The organism is Planococcus sp. 107-1 (genome assembly GCF_021513255.1).
In the GTDB taxonomy this organism is placed as follows: domain Bacteria; phylum Bacillota; class Bacilli; order Bacillales_A; family Planococcaceae; genus Planococcus.
Genome location: NZ_CP090977.1, coordinates 2,613,016 through 2,626,843 on the forward strand (window position 1 = coordinate 2,613,016; position 13,828 = coordinate 2,626,843).

At 47.5% G+C, this 13,828-nt stretch carries 5 protein-coding genes and 2 pseudogenes; 1 reads left to right on the top strand and 6 read right to left on the bottom strand.

Features of this window, described 5'->3' with window-relative positions; translation table 11 throughout:
- Positions 1-92: 92 nt before the first annotated feature.
- From L0M13_RS18605 to L0M13_RS13640, 4 genes and pseudogenes are all read right to left on the bottom strand, one after another.
- Positions 93-3,716, bottom strand: a complete 3,624-nt coding sequence (locus L0M13_RS18605; protein WP_311195571.1) for a S8 family serine peptidase — start codon at positions 3,714-3,716, stop codon at positions 93-95.
- A 189-nt stretch (positions 3,717-3,905) separates the two neighbouring features.
- Positions 3,906-4,103: pseudogene (locus L0M13_RS13630) on the bottom strand (DNA-directed RNA polymerase subunit alpha C-terminal domain-containing protein); the annotation flags it as partial.
- 478 nt (positions 4,104-4,581) lie between these two features.
- Complete coding sequence (locus L0M13_RS13635) at positions 4,582-8,814, bottom strand: S8 family serine peptidase (RefSeq protein ID WP_235197023.1); 4,233 nt, start codon at positions 8,812-8,814, stop codon at positions 4,582-4,584.
- A 260-nt stretch (positions 8,815-9,074) separates the two neighbouring features.
- Entirely contained in the window at positions 9,075-10,094 is a 1,020-nt protein-coding gene (locus L0M13_RS13640) for an acyltransferase (RefSeq protein ID WP_235197024.1), read from the bottom strand.
- A gap of 176 nt (positions 10,095-10,270) precedes the next feature.
- Between L0M13_RS13640 and L0M13_RS13645 the strand changes: the two genes are divergently transcribed.
- A complete protein-coding gene (locus L0M13_RS13645; RefSeq protein ID WP_235197025.1) occupies positions 10,271-11,323 on the top strand; it encodes an acyltransferase family protein in 1,053 nt (350 codons plus the stop codon).
- Between the two features lie 330 nt (positions 11,324-11,653).
- On the opposite strand, the gene L0M13_RS18760 is transcribed toward L0M13_RS13645, so the two are convergent.
- Positions 11,654-11,836 carry an S-layer homology domain-containing protein gene (locus tag L0M13_RS18760; protein WP_397443541.1) on the bottom strand — a complete coding sequence of 61 codons (183 nt, stop codon included), beginning with the start codon at positions 11,834-11,836 and terminating at the stop codon, positions 11,654-11,656.
- A gap of 31 nt (positions 11,837-11,867) precedes the next feature.
- Positions 11,868-13,811, bottom strand: a pseudogene (locus L0M13_RS13650) (S8 family serine peptidase); the annotation flags it as partial.
- Between the last annotated feature and the right edge of the window lie 17 nt (positions 13,812-13,828).

Sequence of the window (13,828 nt, forward strand, 5' to 3'; positions counted from 1 at the left end):
CAACCCTTTTTGCGACGAAGCTAGCGCAGCGATGCGGGAGCAATAGTGTAATCACACGCTTTATTAGTAACGAAGGGCCTCTCCACAAACTTCTATTTCAACAAATTCATTTTGCCAAGCGCACGGTGCAGGATGACGGCTGTTTCAGCGCGTGTCGTGTTTGCTTTCGGATCGAATTTATTGCCGGCACGGCCTGTAATGATGCCCAGCGCATACGCTTTTGATACGGCATCTTTCGCATAGCCGCCGATTCGGTTTGCATCCGAAAATTGATGCGGCTTTCCTAAGTTTTTCAATAAAGAAGGATTCTGGAACTCGACTGCCCGGATTGCCATGACGGCCATTTCTTCCCGAGTAATCGGTGCATCCGGTGCGTAGCTGCCGTCTGTTTTCCCTGCGACAATTCCGGCACGGGCCGCAGCCTCGATTCCTGGATATGCCCATGCTTTACTTGAACCTACGTCTTTAAATGTCCCTTGATATTCTTGCAACGGTAATTCAAGAGAACGGGCAAGAAGCACGGCGAATTCCGCCCGGGTCAATTTGCTTTCCGGTTCGAACGTAGTCGCTGTTTTCCCGGCGATGATGCCGCGGTTTGCCAACGCTTCAATTTGTGTGCGGGCCCAGTGGTTTTGGGTGTCATTGAATCCGCTAGGACTGGCAGCGCCTTTTCCGGAAATCACTTGCTTGCCGCTATTCCCCGCCGCATCTTCAACCCGGACTGTGATTTCATCTTTTTCGCCGGCAGTGACAGCGAAAGAGAACGTACCATCCGTTGAAAGCTTGATCGGCACCGCTGCTCCTTCTTTGCCGCCAGACGTCACCGTATAGGAAGCTTTCAGTTTTTCATTGAGGTCAAAAGCCGTTCCGTACTTTGTCAATTCTTTATAATAGTCGATGTATTTGTCAGTGATTTTGCCGCTTGCCTTGCCTCCGCTCAGAGAGCCGGAAATTTTCGGCACGGTCGATTTGACGATGACCGGACCAAGCGAAGCACTGACGACTGGCGGATTACCGGACACGGTCAGCCCCGTATAATCGATCGTATACAAACCGTCCGGAATCGGCTTTTCTTCCGGGCCGCTGCCTGGGATATAGTTGCCGTCAATGTCCATTCGGTAAGAGCCGGCTGAAAGTGTAGTCGCTGCGTACAAATAGCCGATATAGCCGTCGCCTTCAACGCCCGCTGCCGGATCCATGATGTTCCACAACTGGATGAAGTTTGTTTTGACATCTTCCGTCAAAGCAAAACTCAGTTCCGCTTTATCGTTGATGCCGTCGCCATTAAATGAAAGATCGGTTTCCGTCATTTTGAAATCTTTCACTTCTGTCGGCGCGCCTCCAAAATCTGCGGCGAACGGCAACGAAATTTCCTTGGATTTCCCGGACTCTGATTTGATGTGGATATAACCCTGTGTTTCATCTCCCAATTGAAAGTTCGCATTTTGAGATGCTGTCAAAGTCACTTTAATCCGTTGCTCACCGTTTAAGGCAAATGAAGATTTGTCGACAGTGACTTTGGCATCCGCAAACGTCTTCAGCGTATCTACTGAAACGGTATAGTTCCCACCGCCTCCATCCATATCTTTTATTTTGATTTCCTTGGTAATGGCAATATTGCCAGCTCCCGGATTCAATGAGCCGAATGTGACGGTGCCTTTGACATTCGGCACGCGTTTGCCGCTTTCATCGAGGATCGCTTCATCTTCGGCATAAGCTAAGATGTCGGGATGGAGCGCTTCGTATGGATCGACCCGTCCGGCCCCTTGGGCAAATACATCGTATTTTTTCGTATCCAAAATTTTAGCCGTATTGGATAACGCCACTTTTACATCAAACGGTGACCAATCAGGATGCTTTTGCAATAAAAGAGCGGCAATTCCAGCAATATGCGGTGCGGCCATGGAAGTTCCGGTTTCATTGCCATAAGCAAGATCGTAGCTCACTTTCGGGTTGTCGGCTTTATACATCGGCAGCGTCGACATGATATTGGTGCCGGGTGCCATGACATCCGGTTTGATGTCGTAATTCGGCGTACTCGGTCCGCGTGAGCTGGTGTCGTTGATGTCATCGCCTTTTAAGACCGTTTCAGTAAATTCGCTGAATGAAACACTCCCTGTATTTTGCGAAATCATGATTTTGATCGCTTCCCCGTCTCCTTTCGATAAATCGAAAGTCGGAAGAGCATCAAGCCCTTCGCCGAGAGATGCGCCAGCCGGCTCTGAAAGGCTGCTATTGTTATAGATGAGAACCGCTGCTGCACCTGCCTTTTTGGCATTTTCAACTTTTTCGACAAACGGGATTTCACCTCTCGAGATGAGCGCCACTTTGCCTTTCACGTTCAGTCCATTAAAGTTGTTCTCTTTGCCGAATCCAGGAATGGAAACAATTCCATAGCTTCCCGCCAATTGCTTGGCCGGGTCCGTATTGAAAGTTTTAAGCATCAGTTTATTCACTTTCGCGTAATTGAACAGCCCAGCTTTGACTGTCACTTTTCCGCTGTAAACCGATTCTGGCGCTGTCGTATTTCCGACTGCAATCCCGAGGCGCGCGGTAGACGGTGTGCCGATCGTCCCCCGGTCCGGACCGAAATTACCTGTCGCGGAAACTGCGACAGTCCCGGCTAGCATCGCATTATTGATGGCAAAAGAACCTGCATCCGTTTCGGAATTCGTGCCGCCTCCAAGCGATAGGTTGATGACATCCATATCCTGTTTGACCGCTTCTTCGATAGCTGCGACGATGCTTGAATTCAAGCCGCTGCCGTATGCCCCAAGGACCCGGTATGCGTAAAGATCCACTTTTGGCGCAACGCCTTTCACCTTGTATTTATTGGCTCCGTTTGCAGCAATGATCCCTGCCACATGCGTACCGTGTGATGTATAGAACGGATCGCCGCTTTCATCAAACTCCGGCAAGTTGCCTGGACGTTCTGATGGGCGCGTTTCAGAAGCATCATTTGCTGCACGTGGCCGGGTATAAATCGAGGAATGCTTGACGAAATTTTTGCCGCCTTTGTAAATTCCTTTGAATTCGGGATGGTCGGCATCAATTCCCGTATCAATGACTGCAACGCTAATGCCTTTGCCGTCAATGCCTTCCGCCCATAATTTCTCAATTCCGAGAAACGGTGCGCTGATATTCATCGCCGGCTTGACTTCCGCGCTGCCCGCTTTTACCGAAGCGGCTCGTACCGTGACATCCGGCTCCACTAATGTTATGCCATCGATTCCCATCAATTTGTCCAAGTCATCGGCTTTGACCGTTGCCGAAAAGCCGTTGAACACTGTTTTGTAGCTAAAGCCAACTTCGAATGAAATCTGATCGCTAGCCATTTCTTCTTTGGCCGATCTTTGCTGGCTCGCGACTTTCACTTCCGCCGAATTTTCGAGCGAAGCCGTGAATGCTTGTCCAGCAGACTCCGTTATTCCTTTTTGCAATGCTACCGGTTTTTCCGATAGATGGATAATGACCGGCACTTCTTGGCTGCCGGAAAGATCTTGTAGATCTTTATGTAACTTTGATGCGCTTTTTGACAATTGAAGCTGTTCTGCAATGGCGGCCTTAGCTTGAAGATTTCCTGCAGTGTGGGCTGTTTTGCTATACGGGTTTTTTTCCGCAGCAGCCTCTGCAGTATCAAAGGGCATGAGCAATGAGAGAACCAGGGCGAGGGACAGGAAGCTGCTGAAGAATTTCACATGCAAAAGTTTCTTCATGAGACATAACTCCTTCCGTTCTATCATTATTATCTGAATAATTAGATAATTTTATAATATCATATGATTCTAAAATCCCAAGTTTTATTTTAAAAATTTACAAATTATTTTCAGACAAGTACTTTAGTCCTTAAAAACAAACAAAAAAAGACTCAAGCTGAAAGCTTGAATCTTTTCGGTAATTATTTCCTATTCTTGATTTCTAAAAGTTAACCCTTTTTCTTCTAGTGCCTCTCGAAGCTTTGGCAATGAAGCCGGCCCCATACCGTGAAATTGCAGCACTTCTTTTTCTGTGAAGGCCGATAATTCTTCAGCTGTAGTGATGCCGTGACTTTCTAATGCGCGTCTCGCTGGTCCTGAAAACCTTGATAGGAATTCATATTCTGGAATTGTCATTGCTGATCATCCTTTCTTATCGAGATTTCGCTAGTGTTTGGATTCAGTATAAGAAACTTTTGTGGAATTGAAAAGTTGAAGAGGTTCAGTGCTTTGGGTTGCTCGCAAATTCGTTTGAGTTTCCCCTTTTTGCTCTCGAGTTTCCCTCAATCGAAGGTGAGTTGCTCGCAATTGACGGTCAGTTTCCCCAAAGCCCCTCCTCTTCACAGCTTTCCTTTGAACTTTCACTTTTCGCTGCAAGCGGAAAGTGGGCTAATTTTGCTTTTGACCGTTAGTTAACAGCCGGAACTTTTGAGTTGCTCGATAACGTGCTTAAGTTTCCCTCAAATGCTCCCGAGTTTCCCTTAATCGAAGGTGAGTTGCTCGCAAACGACGGTGAGTTTCCCCACCACAACCATTCCAGCTAAAAATCTTCTTCTCCAAACAGCAAAAAACCCGGAGCAACATCCGTTGCTCCGGGCTTTCCTTCTTATTTCACTGTCAATTTGATCGTGGTTTCATTGCCGCCGTAAGAAACGGTGATCGTTGTGGAGCCTTTTTTCTTGGCTGTCACTTGGCCGTTTTTCACTTCAGCAATTTTGCTGTCTTTGACGGTGAATTTCGCTTTTTTCGTGACGTCTTCTTTGACCGGTTTGGCTTTGCCTTTAACCGTCGTTTGCGTCACTTTGATTTTTTCTTTCTTGCCTTCTTTTAATGACATGTTCGCTTTATCCACTTCCAGCGTTGTTACTGGCTTCGGATCAGCTACTGTCACATTCACAACGACTGTATCGTTGCCGTGAGTAATCGTGATGGTTGTCTTGCCTTCTTTTTTCGCAGTGATTTCGCCATTTTTCACGCTTACGATGGACGAATCCGCTACTTTATAAGAAGCTTTTTTCGTTACGTCTTTTGTTTTCTTTTTGCCGTTTGGCAAAGTCGTTTCTTCTGTCACCGATACTTTTTCTTTATCGCCGACATTCAATGAATAGCTGTCTTTTTTCACTTTCAACACTGTGCCGTCTTCCGGAGCTGGCGCTGCTTGTTTTGTGATCGTGAAGTCCAACTCGGTGCGGTGACCAGTCAAATCGACAACTACCAATTTGTATTCGTTGACGCCTTCTTCAAGCACCGGCACAGTCGTTTTGATGTTTTGGTCAAAACTCTTGCCGCTATAAGTGGACATTTCATTCGCAAAAATTTCGCTGTCATACAAGTAAACGCGGATTTGATCGAAATTGTCTTTGACGTTGAATGTAATTTCCACTTCATCTGTATCCAGGTCGACTGTTTTCGGAGCATCTACCAATGTGATCGTAGCTGCTTTTGTATCAACCAGGATTTGGCGGCGGATTTCCATTTCGTTGCCGAATTCGTCTACCGCTTTCACTGTAACGTATTGCGAACCGTCTTCAAATGTCAATGTATGTGTGAAGTTTGTGCCGTCGAATTCTTTTGCCGGCTCGCCGTTCACCGTTACTGATGTGATATTTGAATCATCTTCTACGCGGCCTTTTACTGTTACTTCGTTTTTATCATGCGTTGAAAGAACTCCCGGTGAGTCGATGAAGATAACCGGTTCTTTATCTTCAGAGCCGGTAACCGGCAATTCCACTTCGGTTTTATTGCCAGCGACGTCGTAGAACACTGCTGTCAATTTGTCGTCTTTGTTCAACTCTGCCGTAACTGTATAGTCTGTTGTTGTCGGTGCCAATGATTCATCAGCCGGCGTTGACTCGTCTTCCGTCAATTCCTTGCCGTTCAAGAAGACTTCCCAGCGGTCTGGGCCCGTGTTGTCTGTAAAGTTGTTGACGATCACTTTTTTCGTTTTTGGATCGAATGATGCTTTTGCTGTTGGCGCTTTCGTATCCACGATAACCGGGAATTCGATCGACTGCCATTCAGCGTTCGGGTAATCGATTACGGCACGTAGCTGCAATTTGTAATTGCCGTCTGCTACCACTTTTCCAAGCGCTTTTCCATCCCACGTGAAATTAGGTGAGAAGATGAAAGGTTCTGTGCTGTCGTAGTTTTTAACCAATTCTTTTTCGGTGCGGATCGTCCGCAATTTCTTGCCATTTGCATCGAGTACATTCAGTTCAAACTGTTTCACATTCCGCATAAGCGAGAATACTGGAATGACGCCATCTTGCAGACCATCACCGTTTGGTGAGAACGCAAATTTCGTTGGATCGAATCCTTCGATATGCGTGCCGCCGTTCAGGATGAATCCTTTATCGTCTGCAAGCATCGTCTGTCCGTAATACGTCATTGGATCCCAAGCAAAATCATCGAAAATGCTGGCATCGTCCCATTCGCCGTTAAAGCCGAAATATGGAACGACCAATTCCGTGTTGCCTGTCACTTCTTCGTTTGCATCCGTCAATGTTACAAAACCGTCAACGAAATAGCCGTTTGTGAAGCTTGCATCCAGTTCAGCGTCGATCGCTGAAACGTCAACCGTTACCGGGATGTCGACTGTTTGATTTGCCGGAACTGTTACAGTTGCCGGAGCTGCGATCGTTACGTCGTCAGAAACATTCACCGAACCGATTTCGTTCGGAGCCGTCACTAGGACACCGCCGCCGTCCGTTGTTGCATCCACTTGCACATTGACATCCACTGCGAATTCCGCAGCTTCATCCGAATAGTTCTGCGCTGTCAATGTGAATGAATATTGGTTGTTCTTGATTTCTTTTAATGCCACTTTTCCTTCGTTTGTCGCTTTGTTCACGACCGTTACGTCAGTTGAAAGCGCATCGTGCAATTGCATCAATCCTGCACCTTGGCGGCGAGGCGATACAAACTGGCCATCAGCGAATTCCACTGGGTTTGCTGTATTCATCATGATGTTCTTCGCGAATTGTACGCGGTCTTTCCCTTGTAAGCCAAGTTCTTCAATGCGCTGGAACACTAATGCCGTTCCGCCTGCCACATGTGGCGCTGCCATTGAAGTTCCGCTCATCAAACCGTATTCATCGTCGTTCAGCGTCGAGAAGATATTGCCGCCTGGCGCTGTGATTTCCGGTTTGAAGTCAAGGTTTGGCGTTGGTCCCCATGAAGTGAAATCACTCATTTGGCCGGCTGCCGGATTTTGCGTTTCCAAATACTGTCCATCAAATGAAACCGTTACGGTTTGTCCGGAAGCAAGCGCATTTTTCATCGCTAAGCCTGCGTCTTGAACCGTTGACATGAATGGAATCGTGATTGATGGATCTGATGCCATATTGATCGTGCCTGATGTGTTGTTGTAAATGATAACGCCGATTGCGCCCGCTGCCTGTGCCGCCTGGCCTTTTTCGACAAAGCTGATTTCACCGCGTGAAATCAATGCGAATTTGCCGGTGAAGTCTTTGCCTTCAAAATCAGCTGGCAAACCAAGACCTGCATCGACCACTTCATAATTTTCTTCCGGCAGATCGCGCGGATCTTTATCGTTCGCTAATAAATACAATGCGCGTCCTGCTTCAGCACCGCCGAATTGGTAGCCGAAGCTAAGTGCCGTAATTACATCATTTTCAAATGAAGCGACACCGAAAGAGTCGTAAGAAACACTCGGTGAACCGGTTAATCCATAATCCTGATTTTCTGCATATGGATAGAAGAAACCAGATCCGAACATATCCGAGTTCCCTGCAGAAATCGATACTAAAATACCGTTGTTTGTTGCACGTTCAACTGCTTGCTGTTCAGGATTTGTAGAATCCACGAAACCTGCAGTAGAACCAAGAGACATGTTGATGACGTCTGCCCCTAATTTAATTGAATCATCGATAGCTTTAATGTAGATATCGCCGTAAGTGGACGGGTACAGCGGATCGTTGCCGAATACTTTCAATGCCAGAAGCTGTGCTTCCGGTGCAACGCCTTGGATCCCGCCGTTTTCTTCGTTGCCGTTCGCGCCGACTGTACCGGCAACGTGCATGCCGTGCATCGAAGCTTCCGGCCCTAGGTCAAGAATCGTATCGTTGCCGTCCATATAGTTGTAGCCGAATGGCACTTTTGCTGTGTAGTATTTCCCTGCTTCCAATGATTTGTCTGAACGCAATGCGTCGACTTCCGCTTTGGTGATTTCACCCGTTGCGTTGTCAGTCAACACCATATCTTTATGCGATGGGTCGATGCCGGTATCGATAACGCCGACAACCATTCCTTCGCCTTTGTAACCGTAGTCATTCCAGACCTGCTGTGCCTGGACCAATGCTTTCGAATACTTCATTTCCGGTTTGATCGCCGGACGCTCGTATTCGGTTGCTTCATAAACTGCTTTTACGCCTGCTTGTGCAGCAATTTTCTCGACTTGTCCAGCAGGTACGTTCGCTGAAAAGCCGTTGAATACCGTGGTAAAGTTTTCGAGATATGTAATGCCGGGTGCTGCTGTTTTGATTTTTGATTTGACCGTGTTTTGGTCAGTGACCACTGCTGATTCCAAACTGTCTTTTGTGGAATCCGGCAAGCTCTTATAAAGAACCCCTTTGCGAGTCGCATTTTCAATTGCCGGCTCTTTTTGGAGCTCGACAATGATGCGGACCTGCTTTTTCGGATCTTCCGGGTTTGCCAGTTTGTCCGGCAATTTAACAGCCGGCTTCTGGTTCACCTGTTTCGCAACCCCTGCGGCCGAAGTGTTCGGTGCAGCGGATGCTCCCGTGAACCCGAAGGCCACCGAGCTGAACGTCAACAAAACCACAAGTGCCGTGATGACAAGATTGCGTAAATTACTCAATTGTTTTCCCCCTTATGATCATGTGTTTGCTAAATTAAATTTAGCGACATCTCAAATTTACCATATTATTAAAATATTCTAACTAGTCTGATGGGATTATTTCTTCTTTTTTCCAGCTCTTTTTACATAGGTATATGTATGTTTCCCATCCACTCTTATGAGGAGTTATGGACTACTCATAAAATTATTCCTGGGACTTGTGATTATATTTCAAATGTAAAACCCGTCTCCAGAATAGAGACGGGTTTTCTAAAGGCCATTTATGGCACAATATTCTTCACGACTGGAATCTTCTGCAGCACCAAAATGACGCCAAATGAAATCAGGAAAATGAGGATCCACGATACAGGAATGCCAAATGCCGGGTGGATCATCGTTTCATTTATTCCGAAGAATTTATTCAAGTAAAGCTGGACCAGCGGATGGATCACGTAGATGCCGAGCGTCGCCATGCTGATGCGGGTGATAATGGGATTCGGGTTTAGGCGATTGCTGAGCTTTTGGAAGAGGACAAATAAAAACAGCGAAATGAAAAAAGCGTTCGGCCTGTAATGTTCATAGTAGAATTCATCGAGTTCACCTGCCTGATTGGTCAATGCCACGGTTCCCCAAATGGTCGCGATATAGCCGATCAGCGCTGTTGCACCGAGCCAGACCAAATGCTTTTTCGCCAGCGGATACATGACGAGATAGGCACCGAGCATGAAATAGCCGATATACGGTGAGAACAATCCGGCAGGCACGGCAAGTTCAAACTCCAAGTATTTTGGAAAGAACGGAAGGATGGCCGAGAATAGGAGCCAGAATCCGAGAAGCCATTGAAAGGCTTGCTGTGACATGTAGTGGACGAGGATGCGGAGGAAAGGCGCCATCAAATACAATCCGAGAATCGTGTACATGAACCAAAGGTGGTAGTAGACATCCTCCGTCAGGAACAATTTCACCATTTCCCAGGCCGTATAGCTTTCGCCGAGTTCCATCACATTATAGACCAGATAAAAACCGCTCCAGACAACCAGCGGAATCAATAATTTGCTTAAACGCTTTTTCAAAAAATCGCCGACCGGTTCATCCGGATGCCGCGTCAGCAGCAGCGCCCCGCTCAGCATGAAGAAAATCGGCACGCACCAGCGCAGGCCGGAATCGATGACGTTCGCAAATTGCCACGCCCATTCATCTGTCGCCGCGCTATTGATGATTTTTGACACCACATGAACGCCGACAACCGCAACAATTGAGAACACACGAAGCCAGTCCATATAATCATATCGTTCGTTCATAGCCCCGCCCCTTTGCAAAAAATCTCTTTACCCTACACTTCCCCTTCCCATCAATTCTTGAAACTCCTGTTCCACTGAAACGAAACGGACACATCCTACGTTCACCGCCAGCGCTTCATTTGATATAATAGGTGCCGTTATCACAAAATGCATTTGCAAGAAACGGAGCACTCTTTTTGAAACCATTAAACGAAATCAATATGATCCGGGCATTTGCCTGCCTCAGTGTCGTCTATAACCACGTGCTGACGAATTACGCAAAGTTCGCCGAAACGGATTTTACCGAAACCCCTGTATTTTTGGCCGTCCGCTATTTATTCTTATTTGCCACTCCTGTTTTCATCCTGATTTCCATCACCTTGCTTTCCCGGAATTACCCGGATAAGCTGCCGAAGGATTTTCTGTGGAAACGGGTCCAATATATTTTATTGCCGTACGTTTTGATCGGTTTGTTGTCTGCATACATCACTGCTGAACAAAGCGGCAGCGCCTTTTGGCCAACCGCTTGGAATATTATCGGTACCGGTGACTGGCACGGGTTTTTCATCCTTGTCATTTTCCAGTTTTACCTTTTGTATTACTTGCTGAACCGTTTCTTGCGGAGGATTAATCCTTTTGCTGCGCTTGCTGCCGCATTCGCATTGTCATTTGCGCATCTCTACGCCCTGGAGCATTTGGAAAGCTACCGCCTATTCATTTTCGAAGAATATCCGCTCTGGTACCGGACTTTCATTTTTGCCTGGCTGTTCTATTTTGTCGCCGGCTTTTATATCGGCGTCTATTACGATAAGATCTTTGCCTTTCTGGCTAATAAAATCTGGCTACCTTTGCTTGCAGCAGTAGCAAGCTTCAGCTGGATTTACTTTAATGCAGCGGAAACCGATTATACCTTGGTTTCAAGCGACCGCTACGATATGTTTTTCTACACCTTATCGGTTTACTTCCTGATAACGGTGCTGTTCCAGAAAATGAAAAAACCGCGTCCCTTGCTGGAAATCGTCAGCAGCTTTTCGTTTTTCATTTACCTATCGCATATGCTGTTCATTTTGGCACTCGGCCGCATCGTGAAAGTTTTTGAAAACAGTTTCCTTCTATATACGGGATCGCTGCTGTTGTTCACCGTCGGAATTTGCGTCGGCGTCGGCGCATTGTTGTATCTTTATCGCTGGACACAGTGGATTACGGGGCGCAATCGCTTGATGGACCGCCTCCTCGCGAGATTTGAATAAAGAAAGACCGATTCGATTTTGAATCGGTCTTTTTTTATAGATGGTTACCGGAAGATGGGAGTCGCTTGTAAAAAATGCTGCCTTCTTTCCCGCTTTTTGCTATAAGCGGAAAGCATCCGATCGTCCTTTTGAACTTGGTCTTGGATGAAAGGCTCTTCCATTTGATGAATTGCTCTATAATTTGAATGAGTTTCCCGTAAGAACCTTTGAGTTTCCCTCAAATCCGTCCGAGTTGCTCGCAAATACCCTTGGGTTTCCCTCATTTCCCTGTAAGTTTCCCGTAACTATAAAAAAGGGACCGATTCGCAAACTGAATCGGTCCCTTTTTCTTTATTCCACTAATCGGTAAATGAATACCGCTAGCTGGCCTCTTGTAATATTTCGTGAAACGCCAAATTGCGTTGGCGTCAATCCGTCGGTCACGTCGTTTGCAACTAAGGCGTTGACCGCATCTGCGTAAGCGGGACGAAACATCTGTGAAAGCGGATGTTTGATTGCCTGCCTCCAAGTCATAAGCCCGCTGCAGAATGATCGCCACTTCGCCGCGCGTGAGCGGATCGTAGGAACCAAACCGCGTTGCTGTCTTGCCGCCGATGATGCCCGCTTGTTTCAAGGCATTAACGGCTCCTACTGCACGGTCCGGCACGTCGCCGAAACCGGATGGACGAGCATTCGCTGTATTCAAGCCGAGTTCCTTCGCGAGCCAGACCGCTGCATCCGCGCGGATGATCGGGTCGGTGACGCCAAATTCAACAGCAGATTTTCCTTGCGTAATTCCTCGCTGCACTAAATAATCAACTGCCGGTGCGTAGAACGATGGGACATCGTCGAAATGGATTTTATTCGGCGCCGTTTGAGGATTTGGACTGTTGACTATAACAGTCGCCGTTTGGCCGCCGAATGAGAGCGAGATGGTTGCCATGCCATAGCCTTGAACAGTGATCTTGCCATTCGAAACCGTCGCAATCGCTTCATTGCTCGAAGTCCAAACAGCTTCGTTCGTTACCGTTTCTTTTTGGCTATTTTTAAACGTGGCTGCTGCAGAAACTGTGAACACGTCACCAGGTTTTCCAACGAGTGTCGTCTGGTCCGCTTCCAACTTCACAACAGGATTTGCTTCAGGCTGCGGAACCGTGATGGTCGCCGTTGCCGATTTGCCGCCGAAAGTCGCTGTAATGGTTGTGCTGCCATATGCTTTTAACTGAACCTTGCCGTTTGCAACCGTGGCAACCTTTACATCAGCGGACGACCAGACCGCATCAGGCGTTACATTTTGTACACCGCCGTCTTGGAACGTCGCCGTCGCAGATAAACTGAACGAATCGCCAGGCGCTCCCGTTATGGCTTTTGAATTCAATGCCAGATTGGCCACCGCATTAACCTGTTGAGAACGCGGCGGTGCTGTAAAGGATGACGCCCGGATGATGCCGTAGCCATAGTACGGATCTTTCCCTGCCGGACCTGCGTCTCGGGTATGGTCGATCAATACTTGCCGCAGTTCTTTATTCGTCAAACTCGGATAAGCTTGTTTGATCAAAGCAAGTTCGCCGGCGACATAAGGCGTCGCCATCGATGTTCCGCTTAAGTAAGCGTACTGGTTGCCGGTATAGGTGCTTAAAATCCGCTCGCCCGGCGCCGCCACTTCGACTGTGCTGCCGGTTGAAGAAAAATCAGCCCGTTTTGAAGAGCGGTCAACCGCCCCGACCGCAATAACGGATGGATAGCGGGCAGGGAAATCGACCGTATCGCCTGCTCCTACTGAATCGCCGTCGTTCCCTGCAGCAGCCACGATTAATAATCCGCTGGCATATGCTTTATCCGCTGCCGATTTAAAAGCGGTCGAACCCGTCTGTGAACCTGCGCTTAGATTAATGATGTCCATATCATTGGCAACTGACCAATTGATGCCTTCGATCATATCGGACACATAAGCCTGGCCCTTTGCATCAAAAGCTTTCACCGCATAAAGCTCCGCATCATATGCGACTCCTTTAACGCCGTAGCTATTATTCAATCCGCCTATAATTCCCGCCACATGAGTGCCATGCCCTTGGTCATCTGCGTAGGAATTTGTATAATCTACAGTCGATATGCCACCAGCCAGCTTTAAATCTTCATGGCGCGAAATTCCAGAGTCGATGACAGAAATCTTGATGCCTTCTCCCGTAAAGCCGGAATTCCATGCAGCCGGGATGTTGCTTGAAGCAATTCCCCAATCTTCCATCTGCGCTTGAAGTTCGACAACCGCATCTTCTTCTATAGAAAGGATTGCAGGATCTTGCCGCAATTCATTAATCGCGGAATCCGTTAGTTCCGCTGAAGCGATATCAACTTCCTCGAATGCTTCTGTTGCCGTTCCACCTGCGTCCACAATGATTTCTTCCATGTCGGCTTGCTCATCAAAAACCACAATCATCTTTTGTTCCTTTTCGCCTTGGGCCGATGCCGGGATTTCGCCCACCCCAAATACGAGCAGCACCAACGCCATAAATCCACTTCCGATAA